Annotated in this window: 23 protein-coding genes; 11 read left to right on the forward strand and 12 right to left on the reverse strand. The window is 42.8% G+C overall.

What is annotated here, in order from left to right:
* Positions 1 to 77: 77 nt before the first annotated feature.
* Positions 78 to 3,191 carry an efflux RND transporter permease subunit gene (locus tag H3302_RS11635; RefSeq protein ID WP_036966587.1) on the reverse strand — a complete coding sequence of 1,038 codons (3,114 nt, stop codon included), beginning with the start codon at positions 3,189 to 3,191 and terminating at the stop codon, positions 78 to 80.
* 9 nt (positions 3,192 to 3,200) lie between these two features.
* Complete coding sequence (locus H3302_RS11640) at positions 3,201 to 4,400, reverse strand: efflux RND transporter periplasmic adaptor subunit (protein ID WP_230235559.1); 1,200 nt, start codon at positions 4,398 to 4,400, stop codon at positions 3,201 to 3,203.
* A gap of 268 nt (positions 4,401 to 4,668) precedes the next feature.
* On the opposite strand from H3302_RS11640, the gene H3302_RS11645 reads away from it, so the two are divergent.
* The 7 genes from H3302_RS11645 (at position 4,669) to H3302_RS11675 (ending at position 10,795) form a co-directional block, all read left to right on the forward strand.
* Positions 4,669 to 5,460 (forward strand): crotonase/enoyl-CoA hydratase family protein, encoded by a 792-nt coding sequence (locus tag H3302_RS11645; protein ID WP_036966584.1) that lies wholly within the window; start codon positions 4,669 to 4,671, stop codon positions 5,458 to 5,460.
* A 71-nt stretch (positions 5,461 to 5,531) separates the two neighbouring features.
* Positions 5,532 to 5,885 (forward strand): CidA/LrgA family protein, encoded by a 354-nt coding sequence (locus tag H3302_RS11650; RefSeq protein WP_036966581.1) that lies wholly within the window; start codon positions 5,532 to 5,534, stop codon positions 5,883 to 5,885.
* Complete coding sequence (locus H3302_RS11655; protein WP_036966578.1) at positions 5,875 to 6,585, forward strand: LrgB family protein; 711 nt, start codon at positions 5,875 to 5,877, stop codon at positions 6,583 to 6,585. Before H3302_RS11650 ends, H3302_RS11655 begins: the two co-directional genes overlap by 11 nt.
* 33 nt (positions 6,586 to 6,618) lie before the next feature.
* On the forward strand, positions 6,619 to 7,461 hold the full coding sequence (locus H3302_RS11660) for a mechanosensitive ion channel family protein (RefSeq protein WP_075593798.1): 843 nt from the start codon (positions 6,619 to 6,621) through the stop codon (positions 7,459 to 7,461).
* Between the two features lie 106 nt (positions 7,462 to 7,567).
* Positions 7,568 to 8,710 (forward strand): PepSY domain-containing protein, encoded by a 1,143-nt coding sequence (locus H3302_RS11665; RefSeq protein ID WP_036966573.1) that lies wholly within the window; start codon positions 7,568 to 7,570, stop codon positions 8,708 to 8,710.
* Positions 8,710 to 9,180 carry a hypothetical protein gene (locus H3302_RS11670; RefSeq protein WP_036966570.1) on the forward strand — a complete coding sequence of 157 codons (471 nt, stop codon included), beginning with the start codon at positions 8,710 to 8,712 and terminating at the stop codon, positions 9,178 to 9,180. Before H3302_RS11665 ends, H3302_RS11670 begins: the two co-directional genes overlap by 1 nt.
* Positions 9,181 to 9,382: 202 nt before the next feature.
* Positions 9,383 to 10,795 (forward strand): family 43 glycosylhydrolase, encoded by a 1,413-nt coding sequence (locus H3302_RS11675; RefSeq protein ID WP_036966567.1) that lies wholly within the window; start codon positions 9,383 to 9,385, stop codon positions 10,793 to 10,795.
* 33 nt (positions 10,796 to 10,828) lie between these two features.
* Here H3302_RS11675 and H3302_RS11680 read toward each other — a convergent pair whose 3' ends face one another.
* Together H3302_RS11680 and H3302_RS11685 are read right to left on the reverse strand one after the other, a co-directional pair.
* On the reverse strand, positions 10,829 to 11,578 hold the full coding sequence (locus tag H3302_RS11680; protein ID WP_036966563.1) for an RIO1 family regulatory kinase/ATPase: 750 nt from the start codon (positions 11,576 to 11,578) through the stop codon (positions 10,829 to 10,831).
* Positions 11,579 to 11,664: 86 nt separating this feature from the next.
* Positions 11,665 to 12,129 (reverse strand): MarR family winged helix-turn-helix transcriptional regulator, encoded by a 465-nt coding sequence (locus H3302_RS11685; protein ID WP_036966560.1) that lies wholly within the window; start codon positions 12,127 to 12,129, stop codon positions 11,665 to 11,667.
* 126 nt (positions 12,130 to 12,255) lie between these two features.
* Here H3302_RS11685 and H3302_RS11690 point away from each other — a divergent pair, with 126 nt between their 5' ends.
* From H3302_RS11690 to H3302_RS11700, 3 genes are read left to right on the forward strand one after another with little or no spacing between them, the layout of a single operon-like run.
* A complete protein-coding gene (locus H3302_RS11690; RefSeq protein WP_051501726.1) occupies positions 12,256 to 13,407 on the forward strand; it encodes a hypothetical protein in 1,152 nt (383 codons plus the stop codon).
* 48 nt (positions 13,408 to 13,455) lie between these two features.
* Complete coding sequence (locus H3302_RS11695; RefSeq protein WP_036966557.1) at positions 13,456 to 14,346, forward strand: dienelactone hydrolase family protein; 891 nt, start codon at positions 13,456 to 13,458, stop codon at positions 14,344 to 14,346.
* Between the two features lie 49 nt (positions 14,347 to 14,395).
* Entirely contained in the window at positions 14,396 to 14,611 is a 216-nt protein-coding gene (locus H3302_RS11700; RefSeq protein WP_036966555.1) for a hypothetical protein, read from the forward strand.
* A gap of 61 nt (positions 14,612 to 14,672) precedes the next feature.
* Here H3302_RS11700 and H3302_RS11705 read toward each other — a convergent pair whose 3' ends face one another.
* The 8 genes from H3302_RS11705 to hrpB form a co-directional block, all read right to left on the reverse strand.
* On the reverse strand, positions 14,673 to 15,380 hold the full coding sequence (locus H3302_RS11705) for a TorF family putative porin (protein ID WP_036966552.1): 708 nt from the start codon (positions 15,378 to 15,380) through the stop codon (positions 14,673 to 14,675).
* Positions 15,381 to 15,391: 11 nt separating this feature from the next.
* Positions 15,392 to 16,609, reverse strand: a complete 1,218-nt coding sequence (locus tag H3302_RS11710; RefSeq protein WP_036966549.1) for a choline transporter — start codon at positions 16,607 to 16,609, stop codon at positions 15,392 to 15,394.
* 130 nt (positions 16,610 to 16,739) lie between these two features.
* Entirely contained in the window at positions 16,740 to 18,410 is a 1,671-nt protein-coding gene (gene betA / locus H3302_RS11715) for a choline dehydrogenase (protein ID WP_036966546.1), read from the reverse strand.
* A complete protein-coding gene (betB, locus tag H3302_RS11720; protein ID WP_182395335.1) occupies positions 18,410 to 19,873 on the reverse strand; it encodes a betaine-aldehyde dehydrogenase in 1,464 nt (487 codons plus the stop codon). Before betB ends, betA begins: the two co-directional genes overlap by 1 nt.
* A gap of 1 nt (position 19,874) precedes the next feature.
* Positions 19,875 to 20,465 carry a transcriptional regulator BetI gene (gene betI, locus H3302_RS11725; RefSeq protein ID WP_036966541.1) on the reverse strand — a complete coding sequence of 197 codons (591 nt, stop codon included), beginning with the start codon at positions 20,463 to 20,465 and terminating at the stop codon, positions 19,875 to 19,877.
* A gap of 292 nt (positions 20,466 to 20,757) precedes the next feature.
* Complete coding sequence (locus H3302_RS11730) at positions 20,758 to 21,225, reverse strand: nuclear transport factor 2 family protein (protein ID WP_065978648.1); 468 nt, start codon at positions 21,223 to 21,225, stop codon at positions 20,758 to 20,760.
* Between the two features lie 126 nt (positions 21,226 to 21,351).
* A complete protein-coding gene (locus H3302_RS11735) occupies positions 21,352 to 21,789 on the reverse strand; it encodes an acyltransferase (RefSeq protein WP_075594449.1) in 438 nt (145 codons plus the stop codon).
* 157 nt (positions 21,790 to 21,946) lie between these two features.
* Positions 21,947 to 24,367, reverse strand: a complete 2,421-nt coding sequence (gene hrpB / locus H3302_RS11740) for an ATP-dependent helicase HrpB (RefSeq protein ID WP_182396416.1) — start codon at positions 24,365 to 24,367, stop codon at positions 21,947 to 21,949.
* Positions 24,368 to 24,604: 237 nt separating this feature from the next.
* Here hrpB and H3302_RS11745 point away from each other — a divergent pair, with 237 nt between their 5' ends.
* Positions 24,605 to 24,802: a CsbD family protein gene (locus H3302_RS11745; protein ID WP_036966535.1), complete on the forward strand. Its 198-nt coding sequence runs from the start codon at positions 24,605 to 24,607 to the stop codon at positions 24,800 to 24,802.
* The last annotated feature ends 43 nt before the right edge of the window (positions 24,803 to 24,845 follow it).

Consider the following 24,845-nt stretch of genomic DNA (forward strand, 5'->3'; position numbering starts at 1 on the left):
TGATAACAAACCTCTTTTCTGTTTTGCCAAAAAAAAAGCCAGGTTACCCTGACTTTTTTATCGTTAGTGTCTCTTTTTTAGTTTTCGACCCTTTGGCCTTTCACTTTTTCACGCATAGCTTGCACTAACGTATAAAATAGCGGAACAAGCAACGTGCCAAAAATAGTGGCCGCTAGCATACCAAAGAGCACAGTCACACCTAATGATATTCGGCTGCCTGCCCCAGCCCCACTCGCAAACACAAGCGGTAATACGCCAAGCACGAATGACAAGGCCGTCATTAATACCGCTCTAAAACGCAATTTTGCTGCGTTGAGTGCTGCCTCAACGATGCCTTTTCCGGCGGCACGCTCTTCCATCGCAAATTCAACAATTAATATGGCCGTTTTCGTCGACAGACCTATCAGCAACACTAAACCAACTTGCGCATAAATATTGTTTTCCATCCCAATCACGTACAGTGCAAGCATGGCACCAAACAAAGCTAAAGGAACAGCTGCAATAACTGAAAATGGAATCGTCCAGCTTTCGTACTGCGCAACTAAGAACAAGTAAACAAATACGACCGCTAAACCAAATAAAATTGGCGCGACGTTGCCTGCTTCAATTTCTTGCTTAGATTGCCCTGCCCACTCATACACGTACCCAGAGGGTAGCTTAGCGGCCAATTCTTGCATAACAGCAATCGCATCCCCACTTGAATACCCTTGCGCTGGCTGGCCACTGATACTGGCACTTCGGTACAAATTAAAGTGCGTTAAACTTGTCGGGCCAAGAATCGGCTCAAGTTTGGCCAGTGTTGTTAAAGGAACCATTACCCCTTCGTCGTTACGCACGTAATAGTACTGTAAGTCTGCGGGGTTTTGACGATACTGACTTTCGGCTTGCATTATGACCCGATACGTTCGGCTAAATTGATTAAAGTCATTAACGTACAAAGAACCTAGCTGTGCTTGCAGTGTTAAGAAGATATCACTCAACGCAACTCCTTGTGCTTTGGCTTTATTACGGTCAATTTCTAAAAAGTACTGCGGAACATTTGCTCTGAATGTACTGTACACATTTGACAGTTCAGGCCGTTGATTAGCCTCGTATACTAAGCCGTTAAGCACCTGAGAAAGCGCAGCGGGTTCACGCCCTTCACTGTCTTGCAGTCTAAATTCAAAACCGGCACTGGTGCCAAGCCCCGGTATTGATGGCGGGTTAAATGCCATTATCTGTGCGTCTGGCATCGCCCAAAACTGCCCCATCAAACGACCTAACACCGCTCGCAGACCTAAATTAGCGTCTGTGCGCTCTTCCCAATCTTTTAGTACCACAATACCCAAGGCATTATTTGAACCTGCACCGCCTAATAATGAAAAACCTGAAACGGCGATAAAATCAGTTGCTGCGGGTTCATTTTTAATAATATCACCCAATTTATGCATGACTTCTTTGGTGCGGTTACTTGCCGCAGCATCTGGCAGTTGCACATCAACAAATAGAAAACCTTGGTCTTCGGCTGGCACGAATCCGGTGGGGACAGCTTTAACTAACCATCCCGCGGCCGCAAAAATGATAACCGCAAACAACGCCATTCGTGCGCTACGCTTTAGAATAAAGTTAACGACTTTACTGTAGCCACTGGTCGAGCGCGTAATAATATTTTCAAATGGGGCTAGCCACTTAATCGGTTTCATCGCTTTTTCATTGAGTAATAGCGTACAAAGCGCCGGACTCAAGGTTAATGCATTCACTGAGGAAATTAGCACTGCAAATGAAATAGTCACCGAGAACTGTTTATATAACTCTCCGGTGATGCCAGGCATAAATCCAACCGGTACAAACACCGCTAGCAACACCAGTGTGGTTGCAACAATAGGCCCAGACACTTGTTCCATTGCTTTAGTAACGGCTTCTTTTATTGGTAGTTTCTCTTCTTTTAAAATACGCTCAACATTTTCTATAACGATAATCGCATCATCCACCACAATACCGATTGCCAGTACTAAACCAAATAAGGTGATTAAGTTAATGGAGTAATCCATCATCATCATAAAAGCAAACGTCCCCACCAAAGACACCGGAATAGCAACAGTGGGAATCAGGGTTGCGCGCCAATTTTGTAAAAACAAAAATACCACTAAAATAACCAAACCAACCGCTTGTAAAAGGGTTACCACTACTTCTTCAATAGAACGATTAATGAATTCGGTTGTATCGTAAGGAATAGAATACTCGATGCCATCGGGTAACTGCTTTGCCAGCTCAGCCATACGGGCTTTAACATCCTCTGCAACCTGCGTGGCATTGGCTTCTGTTAACTGATAAATAACGATAAATGCTGTATCTTGCTGATTCAATTTAGCGGAGGTGCTGTAGCTTGCCGCCCCCATTTCGATACGGGCAATATCATGTAAACGAACAAAATTACCGTCTTTACTCGAACGAATAATGGTTTGGCCAAATTCCTCTGGGGTTTTTAAGCGCCCTTTTGCTTGAATCGAATATTCAAATTGCTGACTGGGCCCCGTAGGAGCCGCGCCTAACTTACCTGCTGCAACAATGGTATTTTGCTCTTGCAATGCGCTTCGAACATCGGCCACCGTTAAGCCTAATGATGCCATTCGATCTGGGCGAAGCCATAAACGCATCGAATAGGTTTGCTCACCCATCACCTCCGCAGAAGCAACCCCATTTATACGACCAAGTGGCTCCGTTAAATAGTTTGTTGCATAGTTACTTAGAAAAATAGCGTCGATATTATCTTTACTTGAGTAAAGGTTAATCCCTAACAACATAGAGCTCGACTTTTTCTTAACCGATACCCCTTGGCGCTTTACTTCTTCAGGTAATCCCGCTTCAGCGAGCGCAACACGATTTTGCACGTTCACTTGTGCTATGTCTGTGTCAGTACCAACCTTAAAATAAACAGTAATATTTGCCGTGCCGTTATTTGTCGAAGTCGATTCTATGTACATCATGTCTTCAACCCCATTGACTTGCTCTTCAATGGGCCTGATCACCGACTCTTCCACTATTTGAGCACTGGCTCCGGGGTAACTTGTCGAAATTTGTACTTGCGGTGGCGTGATCTGCGGGTACATATTCACCGGCAATAATGTCATTGAGATTAAACCCGCAATCGTAATGACTATCGATATTACCAGCGCAAATTTAGGGCGAGATATAAACGTTTTACTAATCATCTCTGCCCCCTAAGAGTTGGCTTTGCTAGTAATAGTGCCCGTTGTTGCATCAACATTTTTTTCAACGGCTTTGACTTCTGCACCTTGGCGGACTTTTTGTAAGCCTTCAATAATCACCTTTTCGCCTGCTTCAAGGCCTGATTCAACCACCCACATCGCGTTAATACGACGACCAAGTTTCACAACGCGCATCGATACTGTGTTTTCATCATTAACAACAAGTACAAACTTACCTTGTTGATTTTCTTGTACTGCAACTTGTGGAATCAAGGCTAATTCTTTTTTGTTGGTGCTCTCGACTATTAATGTAACAAACAAGCCAGGCATAACCATGCCGTCGGGGTTGTCGAACGAAGCCCTTAATTCAACGGTCCCCGTGTTTCGATTTATTTTAGTATCCGCAAAATCAAGGACTCCCTTGCCTGGAAAAACGGAGTTATTTGGTAATCGTAAACTTAAATCAATAGGTACATCACGTGGGTCGCGATCTGGGGTTTGATGTTGCTGTCGGTAGCTTATGTAGTCAGCCTCTTCAACTTGAAAGCTCACATAAATGGGGTCTACATCAGTCAGCTCTGCCAGTTCATTCGATGAGGGCCCAATAATGTTGCCCACATCGTAGTTCACTTTACCTATACGACCCGCGAATGGGGCTCGAATTTCAGTGTAGCTTAAATTCAGCTTTGCCTTTTCAAGCTCAGCTTCGGCTGCTTTCACCGCGGCTGTCGCTTGTTCAAAGTTAGTTAATAACTTGTCTAAATCGGACTGCGAAATAAACCCTTGAGAGGCAACATCTCGACCCCGTTTTAAGTCTCTTTGAGCAGCACTTGCAGCAGCCTTTTTACTTTTAAGATCGGCTTCAACCTCGGCCACCGTGGAGCGGTATTCAGACGGGTCTATACGCAATAATAACTGATCTTTTTCAACCGCAGATCCTTCGTCAAAGTGACGCTCAATGAGCTCCCCCTCAACACGGGCTCTAATTTTAACTTCTTGAAACGCTTCAGTGCGGGCGACAAACTCTCGATAATCTCCGACTTCTTGGGTAACAACATTAAAAACAGATACCGCCGGTGGCGGCGTAGCCTGTTTCGTTGATTTATCATCGGAACAGCCTACTAAAGCCGAGCTAAAAGCCACGGTAAATAAGGCGGTTGTTATAAAAGATGATGATTGATTCTTTATGCGAGCTGTTTTGCGCATCAGCATATGTATACTCCTTGTAGCGCGACTTAACGCTAAGTCTAGTCGTGTCGTGGTATTTTGCGAAAGTTTGAGCCAGTATCTTACCGATAGCAAAATTGAGCTAGTTGAAAACCTGCTTCTTTGTTTTAAAAATATACATCAATTTGTAATCAAGCATATGACAGAGTTACCGTTTTTTGAAAAAATTAACGTTTCTTTGCGACACATCAGCATTTCTTTACATACTTGTCATTAGCTCGTAAGCTCTAACACACAGGTCAGAGGAGTTGCCATGATAAAGCTAGAAATAAAACAACACGTCGCTTGGGTTTACCTTGCTCGTCCAGAAAAGCAAAATGCGCTTAGTTTTGATATGTTTGTCGAGCTGTCACGCGTCATCAAAAAAATTAAACGTGACCCTCGCTTACGCGCTGTGGTGATTAGTGGTGAAGGTGAACACTTTTGCTCTGGGCTCGATGTCGCAGCCGTTATGAAAAAGCCCAGTAACATCATGAAGCTGCTTTTTAAGTGGCTGCCGGGCAATCAGAACCTTGCGCAAAAAGTGGTCTTAGGCTGGCAAGATTTAAGTATTCCTGTAATCGCAAAAATTTCGGGGCATTGCTTTGGCGGAGGGATGCAAATAGCACTCGGTGCCGATTACCGAATTGTAGATAAACACGCCAAACTGGCCATTATGGAAGCACGCTGGGGGTTATGCCCCGATATGGGAGCAAATGTGGTGCTTGCAGGATTAATGAAACGTGACCAAGCACTCTGGCTGGCAAGTCATGCCGGTCCCGTATCTGCTGAAGACGCTAAAGACTATGGGCTTGTTACCCAGCTTACAGATGATGTTGATAAACACACCGCGGCAATGCTCGAAACCCTCATGGCGCGTTCACCAGATACATTGGCAGCAATTAAGCGGCTTACTCAACAGAGCTATCGCTCGCAGCAACGTAAAATCTTAGCAAAAGAAACCTGGAGCCAAATTCGCTTATTAATGAACCCAAATACCAAAAAAGCCATTGCTAAAGCAAAAGGAGCAGATGATATTGAGTTTAACAACGCCAAGTCATGGTAAGCTAAAGTCGCATAGTACTACTGACAAGGGTATGATGTAGTTGAACTTTCACAAGCCATTTTCCATCTATCATGAAATACCTGTTCAGTAGTGCCATTATTCTTGCGTGCTTAGCGGTCGCTAAGTATTTAAGCCTGTTACTTAACAGCTCTTTTCCTGCGCCATTGCTCGCTATGGTCATGTTACTTTTACTGCTATTAACGGGGGTTGTTAAAGAGCATCAGCTAAAACCGACAGCCAGCCCTCTGTTAAATTACATGCCATTATTTTTTATTCCAGCGGGCGTTGGCATCGTTGAGCACCTTGGTTTAATTGGTCAACATTGGTCGCTTCTGCTCACTGTATTTATTATTGTGCCTTTGAGCAGCGTATTGCTCATTGGTGGCGTTATCGCCTATTTTAAGGGGCGTGAAAATGACGACTAATTTATGGTGGTTAAGCGTTCCAGTCATTATTTGCCTTTTTTTGTTACTAAGAGTCCTCAACAACAAAACAACTCACGGTGTTTCTAAAGCACTTAGCAACCCTGTTTGCTGGGCTATTTTGATTATTGCTGCGTTACTTGTAACACTCGACTTACCTTATGCGCCGTTTGCTGAGCACAGCAAAATACTCAGCTGGTTATTAGAACCGGCGATAGTCGCCCTCGCTTTGCCGCTGTATCAGCAGTTTGTGCACGTAAGAAGAAACCTATTACTCATCGTGATTAGCTGTAGCTTAGGGGTGATTAACGCCACTGTTGTTGCCTCACTCATTTGCTATTTTTTTGCTGCCCCCGCTGAGCTTAGTGCATCGCTTGCCAGCCTTTCTGTTACAACGCCCATCACGTTAATTGTCACGGATGCACTGGGCGGTATTCCTTCTCTTGCTGCTGCAATGGTTATTTTTATTGGTGTACTGGGTGGGATTTTTGGCAATTTAATTTTTTCGCTATTAAACATCCGTAATGCACAAGCTAAAGGTGTTGCCATCGGCACCGCGTGTCATGCTATTGGCACCGCCTCACTTATTACTGAAGAGGCAAAAGCCGGCGCATTTGCATCGGTCGCAATGGCACTGAGTGCGCTTTTAAGCGCTATAATAGTGCCCTTACTCTATCCTGTTTTACAACATGCTCTGGTATAGTCAGGGCAAGCAGTAACCTTGTTAGGAAAACACATGATCGATTCTGAATTACAACAAGTTGAAAAATACTACCACTTGATTACCGAATACCTCGTTACCTACAGCATGCAAATTTTTGGTGCCATCTTAATCCTGTTCTTTGGTTTATGGGTCGCACAAAAAGTATCAAAAATGATTGCTGGATTAATGCAACGGCACAACATTGACATAACCTTAACTAACTTTGTCAGTAACGTTGTTAAAGTACTGCTTATTATTATGTTTTTGGTTATCGCACTGGGTAAAATAGGCATCAGTGTTACGCCATTTGTTGCAGCAATCGGTGCTGCATCGTTAGGGGCTGGTTTAGCACTGCAAGGTATGCTGTCAAATTATGGGGCTGGTCTTGCAATCATTGCCACGCGCCCTTTTGTTGTTGGCGACACGATTGAAGTAAAGGGCGTTAGCGGACAAGTTAAAACTATTGAACTTGGGTATACTATTTTGATTAACGAAGAAAAAGTCGAAATCACTATCCCAAACAAACACATTGTTGGTGAAATTTTACATAATTCGTTTAGTTATTCACTGGTAAAAGGTGAAATTGATATTGCCTACGATGCCAACGCAGACTTAGCAATTGAACTCATCGAAACAGTATTAAAAGAGCACGAATTAGTTGCCGACGAGCCTCATTCACAAGTGGGTATCGAGCGCTTTGCAGACAGCGGCGTGACATTAAGTTATCGTTATTGGGTGCCGACGACCAAAATTATTGAAACCAAGCTCTCGGTTAACCGCAAAGTATTCAGCGCTATTCAGGGTGCAGATATCGACATTCCCTTCCCACAGCGGATCGTTACACTTAATCATACACATGAGAAAGGTGCTGAATAGCACCTTTTTTACCTCGCGACGACAGAGATTGTGTTTCATTAAAGCTTTGTAGTACAATTTGAATGATAACAATTACTATCATCAATTAAATGTCGGGCTATTTTTCATGAGTAAACGTCTTTGGTTCCAGCTACACGGTTGGTTTTCGCTGCCTATCTGGGTGTTATTCTGCTTTATCTGTGTTACGGGCACAATTTCAGTAATAAGCCATGAACTGACGTGGTTAACCAACAGCGAAGCACGCGCAACTAACCCTAATAATTTACCGGCGATGCCTGTTGATCAGGTTATTGAAAGCGTAGAAAGTGCTTACCCAAGTGCCGATGTTATGAGTGTACTTACTTATGAGCCTTACCTTGTAAACGCAGTCATTTTTACCGACACAGACAAACCTTATGCTGTTGCTTACGTCAATCAATACACTGGCGAAGTGCAGGCTGTAAACAGCACCATTTCGTTTATTGAGTTTATGCGTACCCTGCATGGTTGGTTATTTTTCCCTTGGCAAGAAGGCTACAGCATTGGTTATTACTTAGTAAGCGCAATGGCATTTGTTATTCTGGGTGCCCTAATCACTGGCTTAGTTATTTATAAGAATTTCTGGCGTGCATTTACGCAACCAAAATTGCGCTTTAATCAAGGCCGTAAAACCTTCCTCAAGGACTTACATACACTCAGCGGAGTATGGTCAATTTGGTTTATGGCAATCATGGCGTTGACTGGCTTATGGTATTTTGTACAAGCCTTTATGTGGCACAACGAAATTGATATTGAAGAGCACGCCCCGTTAGTGGCGGTGTCGACATTGCCCGCCACAAAACAAACACCACCAACTGATTTAAAAGCCGCATTAGCAGCCACAAAAGCAAAGTATCCCGACTTTAAACCGAGCTATGTGATGCTACCTGAGCATAATCGCGGTATGTTCAACATTATGGGCAGTGGTGATACGATTTTTTATGATAACTATGCGTACTCAACCTCTGTTAATCCATGGACCGGTGAGATAGCAGCCAGCAAAAGTCCAGAAACAATGACAGGATTACAAACTCTATCGCACATTACCGACCCCCTTCATTACGGTAATATTGGTGGCCTTTGGACCAAAGTTATCTGGTTTATCTTTGGCTTAATTTTAAGTGGTATGTCGGTCACAGGGTTTATGATGTACACCTCTAAATTGGTAAAAAATAAACCTGAAAAAGCACGCCAAGCTGCGCCCGTTAATAACATTCAGGAGGCAAACTAATGGCACGTTTAAACGCAACGTGGTGGCAACGTAAAAAGTACCTGTTACATGCAATTGTGCTCGCCTTACCGGTGTGGTTTATTTACCAATCGCTCAACCCACAATTCCCTGCTCTTTGGCAAGAGCAACAAGCTGGTGAGTTTAAAATTGCACCAATGCCACTTAATGAAGATGCCCCCTATTCGCATCATAACGAGTATGTAAAAGATTTCTTTATCGCCTTTAATCAAGGTGATATTAGCAATATACGTCAAGCCTATTTAAATATAGGTGAAGCGCCGCTGCCACTCACTGAATTTGCAAAAGATGAAGAAGGCCTTATGCATGGAACGGCACATGGTCAACACGCACATGCAATAGCCCCGAAAGCTATTTCGGCCGATGACAAATTGTGGGTCACAATTCAGACATGGCAGGGTCAATTACACACCCTACAATGGGACATTCCTAATCAGTTTATTAGTCAATAATTTTTAAAGCCACTCACTGAGTGGCTTTTTTATAACTTCTCTCTCTAACCGCCACCAAGTAAATTATTTGTTAATTTACTTCACCAAAACCTTTACAAAAATAATAATATAATAAAGTATTATAAATAGTTTGATTTCTTCAAACTAATCCAAGGATCAGAACACACCAAGGAAAGCTCAAAAACAATGATTTGGAGACACAATGATACTTTCTAAAAATACAGTCGGCGTTATCGGATTAGCCGCCAGTTTGCTGTTACCGAGTGCCTATGCCATTGATAACGGCGTTTATACGATTAAATCGAAATACAGTGAAAAACTTGTCGAAGTTGCTAACGCCCAAACCAATGATGGCGCAAACGTGAGTCAATGGGGGAATACGAACCACGATACACAGCGCTGGCTAATTACCAACATTGGCGGCAGTAATTATTCGGTCATTAACTTGAACAGTGGTAAAGCTCTCGAAGTATTTGATTTCTCGACTGACGATGGAGGCAACGTTGTACAATATGAGTATGCAAACATTGCCAGTCAGCACTGGCAAATCAATGAAGAAGGCAGTGGCTATTATAGCTTTATCAATGATCACAGCGGTAAAGCACTCGACTTATATGAATTTAATGGGAATGATGGCGCGAATATTAGTCAGTGGAGTTACAACGGCAGTGATGCTCAGCAATGGCAGCTTACTAAACTCGCCAATGTAGAATCCACTCCTTTTGACCCATCGACCACCAATGGTGCAGCCAATCACTGGCCATTAACAGGCAGTTTAGTGACCCATGATCCGACGATTGGTTACGAAAATGGCACATGGTGGATTTTTCAAACAGGTCCCGGTATTTACGGCAAATACTCAAGTGATGGCGTAGATTGGAATGATGCTTTACCTGTTTTTCCAAACGGACTTGCTTGGTGGGGCAACTATGTACCTGATCATGATGGAATAGATGTGTGGGCGCCTGAATTAAAACGTTACAATAATCGCAGCTGGTTATACTACGCTATTTCGACATTTGGTTCACGAGTCAGTGCCATCGGTTTAGCATCAGCCAGTAGCGTGGCCGCAGGCAATTGGCGTGATGATGGCTTAGTGATCAACACCACAAATAGCAATAATTACAACGCGATTGATCCCGATTTAATCGTGGCTAAAGATGGTGCGCCTTGGCTTACATTTGGCTCATGGAATTCAGGGATCAAGCTTACGCGCATTAACCCAATGACCATGAAACCCTTTGGCGAAATTTACTCATTAGCGAGTCGCTCTGGTGGTATTGAAGCCCCTACTATTATCTATCGCCAAGGTTACTACTACTTATTCGTTTCTATGGGTAAGTGTTGTGAAGGCACTAACAGTACCTATCGAATTGCATACGGTCGTTCAACTGATATCCGTGGCCCTTACCTTGATAAAAATGGCAACAACATGCTATCAGGGGGCGGTAGTATCCTTGATGCAGGTAACAGCCAATGGGTCGGTCCAGGTGGACAAGATATCCTTAATACCGATGTGATTGTGCGCCATGCATATGATGCGGGTGACAATGGCAGACCAAAGCTGCTTATTAGCACACTTAATTGGGATGCGAATGGGTGGCCTAAATACTAGTTTTCTTTCATGAAGCGCGTGCAAACGCGCTTTTTAGAACCTTTCAAAAATACTGCGAATAAAGTCAGAGTTTAAAATTTGTGTGACAACGCCACTGCCCCACACATATGCTCGCTGTAGCGGGTATCCTTTAAAAATCCAGCGTTTACGAACATGATTAAAGTCATGCAAATACGCCGCTTTTGCTTGCGGTAATGAGTCGTTTGCTAGTTTTTGCCATGCTTTATAAACCCCACTCATATCAGCCCCTCGCATAAAGCGCTGCAACCAACGCGGAAAACGAGCAAACCGAATTGCCGACTGAAAATCAATGATATAAGGCTTACCATCTTGTGAACAAATCACATTACCCAGATTACGCAGGTCTAAGTGCACCACACCGTGGCGATGCATTTTTGCGACTAAACGCTCAAACTCTTTAAAAAAGTCGCGCGGTAATTGCTGCTGTTGCAATGCAAGCTCCCTTAGTGGTGTACCTTCAATAAAATCATAGGCAATGGCAATAGGCGATAAACGACAAAAGTGGTCTACCACACCGTCAACACCTTTAAGCCGTGACAATCCCTTGTACTCTTGATTTATAAACAGTGGAGCAATGGTTTTTCTAACCCACCACGGGCTATGCTGAAAATCTTTAATGATTAAATCGTGTTGTGCGTCTTTATAACGATACACAATTGCATTGGCAAAGCGCCCTGTGTGCAATACAGACAAGCCTTCACGACTAAATTGATGTGATGGAAACTGAGCTTGAAGCTGAGCGAGTAACGATGATTCAAACATAACAACCCAGTATTTATTAAATTAAATGCCTAGGCAACTATATTATCAAAACGACACGGCAGCGACAATGTACCGCTTAGAGAAATTTATGCTTTTAAATTATGAATCGCTCTAAAGAGTAAGCTGGCAAGTTGGTTTTTCTCATCCTCAGAAAAGCCCGCTAGTGCCTCACGGTAAATATCATTAACGGTGGGCAGTATCTCAGGATAAAGCTGTTTGCCCTTTTCTGTAAGGCATAAAATGGTTGAACGGCGATCTTCTATTGACTGCTGTTTAGCTACTAACCCTTTATCTTCTAAACGGCTTAATAGGCGACTCATGGCACCACGGTCATACACCATGTGCTCGCACAGTTCAGCCAACGTTGTTACTTTTCCTCGAGCAAGCAGTACCACCACAATGTATTGTGCCGAAGTCAGTTCTTTACTTTTTAGAGCACAGTCTAGGTGAGTCACTAAATTAGAGCGCAAATACGACACCAATCGCCCGAGATCTTGAACGGGATCTAAGTCTTCAATACGGCATTGCCCAATAGATACAGGTTCTTTCATAGTTCCTCACCGCAGTTAATCGTCATTCATAGACCGTTAACCACTAAAATAATTCAATCTGAGTTCATTGCTTCAACGCCTATGATTAGTGTAGCGTAGGTAAGCGTACAAATTTCAGAGGGCGTTATGCTAAGTAAACAACATATTATCAAGTATTTAAGCCTCATAGTACTGTTACTACTGTGTTGGTTAGAACAGTTTCAACAGTATATTATGAGCTTTATTGACAGCGCCCTGCTGCAATCGACTCTTGTGTATGCGTCTTCACGTACCGTCAATGCAGCAATTTCTTTATTACAATCCGCCGAAGTCGGTATTGGTATAGCCAGTATTCAACCAGCTCAGCTACTTGACCCCGTCAACGATTTAGCGGAGTACATGTCGGATGCGATGCGTCTTGCCATTGGCTCACTATTTTTACAGCGAATTTTATACACGATTTCATCCGGCGTCATATTTAGCAGTGTTTTTACAGTATCAGTAATTGCATACCTTATTTGTGAGTGGCGTGATTTTTACCCAACGCTTCGCCATAAATTAATGGCGAGCCTGATCCTTATTCGCTTTTTAGTTCCTGCGGTGGTGCTAACGACGGGGTTGGTAAGCCAAGTATTTTTAGACGAGCAAATAAACCAACAAAGTGAACAAGTCAGCGAAAAAGTGGCTACCGTAAATAATAATGCCAGCACAACGTCGGCACTGTCAGCAAAGCTAAAAGCCGAAGTAGACAGTCAAAAACAGACCCTTTTCGACAAGCTATCGTTACTTAATGATCAACAAATTAAAAACCACCAGCAAGCGACCGAGCTCAAACTACAAATGGCTGAACTCGACAAAAAAATAGAAGCGATTCAAGCCACTCGCAGTTTATCTGAGGTAATCACTTTTAAAGAACTAGCCAAAGCAAAACCATTACTCGATCAAAAGCAGCAACTCACCGGCAAGTTTAATGCTGTGCTTGAACAACAAATGGCGCTTAATCAAGAAAAAGACGCCTTAAACGAGCAACTTGATACCCTGAATGCGTCGCTTAACCACGATTCATCATCACAAGTGAGTAAAATTATCGACACCGTCACCTCGGGCATTAGTAATATGGTGGCCACCGTTGAAGACTTGTTTATCGACTTTTTAAATATTTTGTCGTTGCTTATTTTAAAGCTGCTATTAATGCCTTTAATATTCTTATACTTGTTCAATAAAGCATTCAACGCTATTTGGCAGCGCCGTTTTATCGATGTCATAAAGCAAACAAAAGAACAGGCTTTTAATCACTGATAATTAGTCTAAAGTTATAAACTGAATTCATTTTTAAAGGATATAAGTATGACTGAGCAACGCCACAACCACATTCCCCAAGAAGCCTTCGATTGGTACGACGAATATGCCCATGGCTTGATAGACCGTCGTACTTTTATGAAAAAACTCGGTGGTCTTGTTGCTCTTGGTTATTCGATGGCAGTATTAAGTAGTGCTCTACTGCCTAATTACGCCTTAGCAGAGCAAGTATCCTTTAACGACCCAGACATAAAAGCCAGCTATAAAACCTTCGACTCCTTTAAAGGGCATGGCGAGGGTAAAGGCTATTTAGTCGAACCGACAAATTTAACCTCTAAGCGCCCTATTGTACTCGTTATTCACGAAAATCGTGGGCTTAATCCTTATATTAAAGATGTCGCTCGCCGCCTTGCCAAAGCAGGATTTATTGCGTTTGCCCCAGATGCGTTGCACCCGTTAGGTGGCTACCCTGGTAACGATGATGAAGGCCGCGCAATGCAGCGTTCAATGGATAAAGAAAAAATTCAGCAAGACTTTGTCGCCGCAGCAGAGTACTTAAAACAACACCCAAACAGCAATGGCAAACTTGGCGCTGTGGGCTTTTGCTTTGGGGGTTATATGGTGAATTACTTAGCCGCCGTCGATAGCACGTTAATTAATGCAGGCGTGCCTTACTATGGTACTCCCGCGGTTAAAGAGCTTAGAAAAAACATCAAAGCACCGTTATTGGTACATTTAGCTGAATTCGATACACGTGTGAATGAGACTTGGCCAGATTATGAGGCTGATTTAAAAGCTCACCAAGTCCCCTACACGATGCATATGTACGAGAAGGCAAACCATGGTTTTCATAACGATTCAACATCACGCTATGATGAAAAGCAGGCAGAGCTTTCTTGGCAACGCACACTCGCATTTTTTAACGAGCAATTGATTTAAGCGGAGCAATTACATACACTCTCGAAAAAATTTAAAGGCTAATAAGTACATGGAATCAGAGGTTCGTTATCGCTTTGACTCTCAACAAACCGCTAACCGCTTTTTAAATAAACTCAGACACTGGTCTGTGGCTAATGTTAAAGCCAGCCTATGCCAAGGCGGTTTTGGCGTGAAGATTCGCTATGAAGCGGATAACTCAGGGTTTGATTATACCTTAGCCGAGCTTGATGACTTGGCCATGCAACACGAAGGCATAGAGTTTTAATTTTCAGCATTAAAAAACGGCTAACCTAGGTTAGCCGTTTTGATAAATAGAGGGTTTCTTTTTACAGATCAAAACTGCGCGAAATAGACGCGACGATACGCTCATCGGCAGTATCCCAGTCTAGACTGGTGTTTTCACCTGCAAGCTCAAAGTCAAAACCTGCAAAACTAGTTTGGTACGCCAAACGATAATGGTTATAAGATTTATCGTTGCCATCCCACGCAAATTTATTACCATCTAACGAGTTAGAAATATCAAAGCTTGCGCGTATCGCATGATTCGGCGCAATTTCAACCGTGTGGGCAATCATAGAAATCACATGGCCTGCATCGGTACCAAAATAATCCCATGCATACCAAAAGTTCAACTCTGTGAAACCTAAGCTGTTGGTATAACCAAATTTAGCGTAGGTTTCAAAGTAGTTACCATCGCTAGAATAATCTTCACCGTGGTACGAGTAATATGCAATACCATAATCAACACTGAGGGCCTCATTGAGCTCAACAAAATGACCTAAGTAAGCATCCCATTCAATGTCGGTGCCTTCACCAAAATCAACATTTGAGGCCCACGTACCGACATACATGCCTGAATCTGCAAAGGCATAATCTAGGCTGCCCTGAATAGCAGGGTCGTTCATCGTTTGACTAACACCGTTGAAGGTATAGTCAGATGCAAGTGTAACGGTGGTAGATAAGTCAGCCATCGCTGATGTCGAAAGTAGTGCCAATGGCAACGCTGTTGCTAATACTGTTTGTCTTGTTGTCATGTTGGTTTCCCTTAGCTAACTGTTTCTATTTTTGTAAAATCTAATTTGTTGTCTTTTGGCGAGCCTTCGATGTTTTTCACGGTTTTATATTTGCTATAGCCAATAAACACGGCGCAGCCGAAAAATAACGCGATAACTAACGCACCAACCCATTGGATCTGTAAAAAGTCGAACTTAAACAGCAGAGTCAGTAATGAAAGCGCAACCACATTTAAGGCAATATAATTAAGTTTGCCTAATCGCTTCACCGTTAAGTTTAGATTATCTGTGTATAAACGGATCAAAGAATCGAGTGAGTTAATCACAAACACCACACCAACAAATACCATCGCTATGTTTTTAAGGCCCGCAGTGGCAATACCCGCTTCGTGGTACTGGTATAAAACACTAAACCAAATAGCAATAGGAATAGACGGAAAAATTAACATGGCTGCCAGCACGTGATAAGTTTTTAACCCGCCCACAAAACGCGACGTAAATTGACCAATCATTATGCTCCACGCAAACCACCAAAATAGATAAAAAGCATGGTAATCGTTCAGAGGTAATACAAACTCATCGATGTTGCCAAAATAGCCACCTATGAGGGTTAAGTTATCGACAAACGCAGATGTTTGCGCTTCTGAGCCAACAAATGCACCGACCCACATAAACGCAATTAATGCGATAAATAACCACGTTGTAGAAATACTTAAAAAGCGGACATATTTAATGTCAGTACTTGAGTACACCGCAAAACAGATTGCTGCAAACACCAGTAAGTAGAAAGTCGGAATAATTGACTCACCATCACCTAATGAAGGTAAATACCACGGTAAGTTCGACAGTAGTAAAAATGCAGTAAATGCGCATGTACCAATAATAACGATGTTATTAATTAGTTTTACCCAAGCGATTTCAAAAAACTTCACTTTGGGTTCTATTACACAGAAATAAAAGCACGTAAGGAAATAAAATCCCCAGATCAAGAAGCCCCAAAAACCAAACTCAATGGCTAATGGATTGGCAAACGCATACTCTGGGCTTGCTTTTATGTCTGCATAACCTGCAAACTCTGTCAGTGGAAACATAATCAAGCCAACGTCTAGGCCTGATGTAAATAAAATTGCTATGAACGTAAATGTTCTCACCGGTGTGACACCTACACACCTTACAGTACCCCATTTAAATAAAATAACCGCAATTGCTAATAGGGTAAAAATGATGCCAGCACTAAGCCATAAGGTCATAGTTACCCCCCCAAAATAAGTAATAATACTTCATTGTTTCTCCCATTTTTTTCCCTCGCATTAACGCATCACAAACAACTTATGATGCGCGCCACTGCAAGCCCCACAGCCGACACTGCGGGTGGCCTTATTAAATCTCCGAACTACGCTGCGTTGATTGCCATTGTTTTTCCATAGCAACATCTGCGCTTGATGCCGTTAATAAAGGCTTACCTAAAATTAGATCTGCCGCTTTTTCTGCCACCATAATGGTAGGCGCATTTAAATTTCCGTTTGGAACGGTTGGGAAGATAGACGAATCTACAACCCTTAAACCTTCAATGCCGTGTACTTGAGTTTGCGAGTTAACGACTGCCATCTCGTCTTCACCCATCTTGCACGAACACGAAGGATGATAAGCACTTTCGACCGCTTGACGAACAAATGCATCGATTTCTTCGTCGCTTTGCACATTTTTACCCGGTTGAATTTCATCATCGCGATACGCATCAAAAGCGTTTTGTTCAATGATTTCACGGGTTAATCGAACACAAGCTCTAAAGCCTTCAATGTCATCTTTGTGTTGTAAATAATTAAATTGTATTTTAGGTGCAACCCTAGGATCAGCCGACTTAATCGTCACCTCACCACGGCTTTTAGGTTTGTTATGACCAACATGCACTTGGAAGCCATGCCCATCAAAGGCACTTTTACCATCGTAGCGAATCGCTGCTGGTAAAAAGTGATATTGAATATCTGGCCATTCGACACCGGGTTTTGAGCGAATAAACGCACACGATTCAAAGTGGTTCGTCGCCCCTAAACCTGAGCGGTTTAATAACCAACGCGCACCAATGAGTCCTTTCGAAATAAGCCCTAACTTGCCATTTAAAGTAATTGGCTGCTTACACTTATATTGAAAGTAAAACTCCAAATGATCTTGTAAGTTTTTGCCCACACCTGGTAAGTGGTGTTTAACCTCTACACCCGCTTTAGCGAGTGCCTCTTTATCGCCAATGCCAGACAACTGAAGAATATGCGGCGAGCCAATTGGACCGGCACTTAAAATAACGTCTTTTGTGGCAAACGCTTGCTGTTTAGTACCCGATAAAGAAAATTCAACACCGGTTGCTTTTTTACCTTCAAGCAATACTTTTTCAGCTAATGCGCCGGTTACCACGGTTAAGTTTTTACGTGACTTAACGGGGTCTAAATACTCACGACTTGCCGAACTGCGCACACCATTTTTCACAGTCATGTGCATTGGCCCAAAACCTTCTTGCTGTGCACCGTTATAATCATCGGTGTGAGCATACCCTGCTTGTTGGCCCGCTTTGATAAACGCTTTGTATAAAGGGTTCGCCATTTCATTACCGTTATTAACCCCTAATGGGCCGTTATCACCACGGTAACTATCTCCCCCTAAATAAAACGATTCAGCGCGTTTAAAGTAAGGCAAACAGGCTTGGTAATCCCAACCTTCAGCGCCATGCTGCTGCCACTCATCAAAATCTTTTGCATGGCCTCGGACATACACCATGCCGTTAATAGATGACGAACCACCTAGTACTTTCCCGCGAGGACAGTGCATTTGGCGGTTATCTAAATAAGGCTCTGGCTCAGTGTGAAACTGCCATGCATATTTATCAGTATTCATTGGAATTGACAGCGCTGTAGGCATCTTAATAAAGATGCTTTTATCGCTACCACCCGTTTCAAGTAATAACACCTTGTTTGAAGGGTCTGCTGATAGTCGGTTAGCCAACACGCAGCCTGCTGAGCCTGCACCGACTATGATGTAATCATAGTTCTGTGTACTCATTAAAATGGACTCTCTATATTGCTCATACCCACGTAAATCGATTTTGTTTGGGTGTAGTGATCAAGTGTTTCAATGCCGTTTTCGCGACCAATTCCCGATTGCTTATAACCGCCTACAGGCATTTCTGCTGGTGAGTTACCATAGCTATTAATCCAACAAATACCCGCTTGTAATTGATGAATAACACGGTGGGCACGTTGGATATCTTTCGTAAACACGCCCGCAGCTAAACCGAGGTGAGTATCGTTCGCACGGCGAATCACATCGTCTTCGTCATCAAAGACTAATACGCTCATTACCGGACCAAAGATTTCTTCTTTAACAATGGTCATGTCGTCTTTACAATCAACGAAAATGGTCGGTTCTACAAAATAGCCGTTCGGTGCTGAGGCAGGTGATAAAGCCTTACCACCGGTTAATAACGTCGCCCCTTCTGAAATACCTTTATCGATATAGCTAAGCACCAACTCTTGGTGTTTTTTAGAGATCAGCGCCCCTAAATTCACCTCAGGATCCATTGGGTCGCCAGCAATAATATTTTGCTCAGTGCGTGTTTTCAGCTCATCAATAAACTGCTGATACACATTTTTGTGCACATAAATTCGTGTACAGTTAGTACAAACTTCGCCTTGAGTATAAAAGTTACCTAGCATTGCGGCACTTACCGCTTGTGAAACATCGGCATCATCAAACACTAACAGCGGTGACTTACCGCCAAGCTCCATGGTCACGTCTTTTAGTGAACCCGCAGCACTTGCCATCACTTTTTTACCTGTGCCTACTTCACCCGTAAACGACACTTTTTCGATGTCTGGGTTTGCTGTTAGCCATTGACCTACTTCACCAGCCCCTTGTACAACATTGAATACACCTGCTGGTACACCTGCTTCGATAAATATTTCAGCAAGTTTAATGGCACCCAGTGGGGTTTCTTCTGATGGTTTAAAAATCACCGCATTACCTGCAGCGAGTGCGGGGCCTGATTTCCAACACGCAATTTGCAGTGGGTAGTTCCATGCGCCAATGCCCGCACAAATACCTAAAGGTTCTTTACGCGTGTAATAAAAGTCATTACCGACCATTTGCTGCTGACCTACTTGAGCAGGCGCAAGGCCAGCAAAATACTCAATCACGTCTGCGCCAGTTTCTACATCAACACACTCAGCTTCTTGCCATGGTTTACCCGTATCAAGCACTTCAACTTTTGCTAGTTCATCATTACGTTCACGCAAAATAGACACCGCTTTTAATAAAATTCGACTACGCTCAATCGGGGTCATTGCAGACCAAGCAGCAAAGCCTTGCTTCGCACTTTTAATAGCGGCGTTTTGAATAAACTCATCGGCCACTTCAACGTGATAAATCACCTCGTCTGTCGCTGGGTTCTTTACCGCAAAGGTATCGCCACTTTGATTCTTCAAAAAGTGGCCATTTATAAAATTTTCGTAAACAGGTGTGGTCATTTTAGGCTCCATACTGTTTTATTAGTGAACGAATGTAGTCTTTTACTAATTGCTCACAATGTTCAAATTGATCTTGGTCTGACTTACTTAATACGGCTCTTAACCATAAACCATCGATCATGGCTGCACTTAACTCAGCAGCTAAATTAGCATCGCTATCGCTCATTAACTGTTTGAATGAGCTCAATAAATTACTAAACAAACGTTTACTATTAACGTTTTGTAAGCGATGCAATTGAGCGTCGTGCATTGAATGCGCCCAAAAGCTCAACCAGGTTTTGGTGTTATTGCTTTGCTGCTGAGTACGCGAAAAGTTTGCTTCAACGATAAACATCAGTCGTTGCTCAGGGCTGGTTTGTTGCGTTACTCGATTCAATAAAGCACTCTTTAAGCTCGACAATAAATAACGCACAGTGGCTTCAATCAAGCCCTGCTTACCACCAAAATAATGACTGATAATACCCGACGATAAGCCGGCCTTTTTACTAATGCTATTTATGGTGGTGCCTTGCAAACCAAGCTCTGCAACCGACTCAATTGTGGCGTCAATTAACTGCTGACGGCGAACAGGTTCCATTCCAACTTTCGGCATAATTTTTTATTGATTGAACGTTCAATTAAAATAAATGGTAAGGTAATCAATTTGCCAATTCAAGGTTGACAAATTGTAAACATCCGAAAACCGACCCACTAAAGTTTAGCTAAGCCTCTGTTATTCAGTTTATTATTCGAGATATAAAAAAGTTTTAAATTTATGCAAAATAAAGTCTAAAAAGTATGAATTTAGGCAAATAAGTAGGAAACGGAGGTTATTTTTTGCGGGTTGTTTTTATTAAAAAAGCGCTTATTCAAGCGCTCACGATACGTTAAAAATACAGCTAAGATCATTCATGGTATTTTCGAATAACGGCTATCTTGCCATTTTCTATTTCGAGTACATCCATGATGGTTTGCGTGTACTCAATGGCTTGCTGATTTTGCGGGTGGATACCTTTTGCGTGATGGGTGTAACGCAACGCAATGGCTGAGTCATTAAAAATGAAGGTATCTAGTAAGTTGGCTTGATATTCAGTGTGTGCACCAAGGTAAAAAGTCATCCCTTTGCGCATCATCGCTTTACCATCTGGCTCTCTTGAATCATCAGTTTGATAAGGTAAATGTTGGTTTGCTACATCGTCTGTTAATAAAGCTAAAAAGGCCTCTAATTCTTTTTTAGTGGCGTTAGGCGCTTGCGTTGCGACCATGGTATTAAAGTATTGCTGTGCCAGCGCTGCGAGCTCCGGGTTAGCTTGCTTTGCTTGGCTGCTAAATGCGCTAAGCAGGCAAATAGCTAAAAAATAAAGATGCTTCATTGTTATTCCTTGTTCGTTATTCTATTAATCTTAAACCTAAAATAACGACAAAGACTGTAATTAGCAATTACTTAGTTAAAGACACTGCGGCTGAGTATTAAAATAACCACATTATATTTAAAGCATTTAAAACAGTAAGCTCGTCAACCAATAGCTCAGCACCACAAAACTAATGTTGGCGAGCGCCCTTACCCACCAGGGGGCAAAGCTAAACTGTAATTGACTAAATTGAGTAATAAGCACCACCACAGCCATGACACTAAACCAGGGAGTAAAAAAGAACACCGGTTTTAACTTTACTATACTCACCGCTAAATCATGTAAAGCGCCGCTAACGGCAAAGGTTACCAGTACAGCACACCAAACTGGCAGCACCTCATTACTGGGTTTCATCACGTAGCGCGATAAGTAGTAGCTCCAAATGGGATTCCAATAACGCCAAAATAAATAAAACGAACTTGCACCTAACGAACGACTCAGCATATTACGCATCGAGTCTTTATGCCCCAGCGGCACACCGGTGCGTTTTTTAACGTATTGAGCAAGGGTTATAGGCGTAGACACTGGCATTCTCTTTTGATATTGACCTTATCAGACTACTAAAGAGACAGTAAAAACGAAACCTATACAATGCAGGAAATTGTAACGGGTTATGACCATGGCAAACTTAATTTGATGGGTCACTATAAAGCCCCGCTACTCGCTTGGTTTGCTATTTACTTCACATTTTACTTTTTACTTTATTTGTTGCTTGGCTCGTAGCTGGGTTGTCTGGCCAAAAGTGTTTTGGGTAACGCCCTTTCATCTCTTTTTGTACGTCGCGGTAACTGGTTTGCCAAAAATTCGCTAAATCTTGAGTAAGCTGCAGAGGCCGTTTTGCAGGTGATAAAAGCTCCATTAATAACGGTAACTTACCTTGTGCAAGCAAAGGTGTGCTGGTCATGCCATACACTTCTTGCATACGCACACTCAGCTTTGCAGGGCCATCGAGCTGGTAGGTAATTCTTACATTAGAGCCACTTGGCACAGTTAAACGCAATGGCAGTAACTCATTTAATGCATTTTGTTGCTGCCAATCGAAACAATTTTTTAGTGCTTCGCCGTAATTAAACTTTTTTAACTGCTCAAGATTTTTAATATCACTCAGGTAAGGCGCTAGCCATTGGCTATGTGCACGTAGTTCATCTCGATTAATGGTCGGGAATGACTCTGGCAACAGCGTGCTTGCCAAACTCATACGAGTGAGTAACTGTTCATTGTCAGTTTGCTCATTAAATAACTGAAAACCATGCTTGCTAAATAAGTTTAACCACGCTTGAGTGCGCTGAGCTTTATCAAGCGGCTGTTTACTTGGCTGACTTGATACTGTGATAGCCCCTAGTTTTACTTCATCTTGATGGATGAAACGTCCTGTTTTTTCGTCGTATTCACATCGCGTCTGCGATGTGAATAAATGGCCGAGTTCATCTTCAAGTTCACTGGGCACAAACGCCACGCCAGCAAATACGCGACTCCCTTTATGGCCGCCCATGCTGGCAATGGCAATGTAGTCATCGTTATGCCAAAACTCTTCACTTAAATCAGCACCTGCGCCATTGGCAAGTAAGTAACCATTACCGCGTTTTTTCGCCAATCGATCAGGAAATGCAAACGCCACCAGCAAGGCAAGGTATTGCGTTTTAAGCTCAAAGGCTGCTTTTAATTGCAAACGTGATAACCAATAGTTTAATTGCTGTTTAAACACGGGATGCGGCTTTGTATGCTGGCTATGCAGCGCCAAATTAAGATCGGCAGGCATCGTTATGCGGCTTTCGAGTAAGGCGATTAAATACGCCGCTAGCTCATATATGCCTGGCATCGTTACTTGTAATTTTTGTGCTTTAATCAGCATATGTGACAACCGAATATCGGCACCAAAGCTGAGCATTTGACTGCCAAGCGGTGTCAGCTTGTCATTTTCATCTATGGCTTCCAGCATTTTCAACAGCGCTGTTGCTTGCTTAATTTGTTGCGTGCTTGGTACATCAAGCAGGCTTAGCTCTTCAAGTGAAGCGCCCCATTGCTTTGCCTCAAGTAATAACTGGCTAATATCACTGGTGAGAATTTCAGGTGCGTCGTGATTATTGCGACGCTCAAAGGTTTGCTTACTCCCTAAGCGATACACCACGCCCGGTTCAATACGCCCTGCGCGACCGGCTCGCTGCACCGCCGATGAGCGCGAAATATTTTGCGTTATAAGCTCTGTAACACCGGTTTTTAAATTAAAGCTGGCTGCACGGCGCTTACCACTGTCAATTACAATACGTATACCTTCGATGGTTAAACTGGTTTCAGCTACATTGGTGGTCAACACAACTTTACGCTTCCCTTTCGTTGCAGGGGCGATTGCAGCTTGTTGTTCTGCTTTGTTTTGTTCACCAAATAAAGTAAACACCTCGCACTGATCTGCAAGGTCGCTTAGTGCTTGCTGCACCCGTAATATTTCGCGCTGTCCGGGTAAAAAAACTAATGCGCTGCCAGCTTGCTCATTGAGCGCTTGTTTAATAATTGCGGGTATACCATCGAGCCATCGGCTTTCGTCTTTGAGTGGAATATACACTTCATCAATCGGGTAACTTCGCCCTTCAGAGGATATTATTGGGCAGTCAAAAAACTCACTGTACCGCTCACCGTCTAAGGTGGCCGACATCAGTAATATTGTTAAGTCGTCTCTCAATGCCGCTTGCGTTTCAAGGGCAAAGGCAAGCGCGGTATCTGCAGCAATTGAACGCTCATGAAACTCATCAAAAATAAGTAAATCAACGCCACTTAGCTCAGGATCGTTTTGCAGCATACGGGTCAGCATACCTTCGGTGACAATCTCAAGCCGAGTGGCGGGGCTCACTTTTGACTCCCCTCGAATACGCAAACCGACACTTTCACCGACTTTTTCGTTTTGTTGGCTCGCCAAATACTGGGCAATATTACGTGCAGCCAGACGTCTTGGCTCTAACATGACAATGTGTTTAAAGTGCCCTTCACGCATTAATGTGAGTGGCAGCCATGTTGATTTACCTGCGCCCGGTGGTGCTTGTAATAAGGCCATAGGGTTATTTTTTATTGTTGTTAGCAGGGATTGATAAATATCTTCAACTGGCAGCACGTCTGGCATCTCTTACTTTCTTTTTGCCCATTGTATCAAAAAACGATGAACAGCCTCTCATTGAATGAAAGAATTACAAGGTTTTCCTTAAAACCCAGTACAAATTGCAGGCATGTAACACTCTATGTCTAATCATAATAATAAAAACGATGTAATTCAGTTGGTTATATATAAACCATGAATGGCATAACGATTGCTTTTATTAAAGTGAATGTTTAACAAAGTAAGGAGATTATGATGAACAGCGATCGTTTAGAAGGCAATTGGAAAGAGTTAAAAGGTAAAGCACAACGTAAATGGGGTGAACTTACCGATGGCGATTTAGATAAAATTGAAGGTAGCCGTAAAGAGCTTGTTGGTAAAATCCAACAAAAATACGGCAAATCGAAAGAAGAAGCTGAGAGCGAAGTCAGTGACTTTGAAAATAGTCACTAATTTTGCACATAAAAAGACCCCCAGTAATTGGAATGTCCAACTA

The organism is Pseudoalteromonas sp. MT33b (genome assembly GCF_014117385.1).
Lineage (GTDB): Bacteria > Pseudomonadota > Gammaproteobacteria > Enterobacterales > Alteromonadaceae > Pseudoalteromonas > Pseudoalteromonas lipolytica.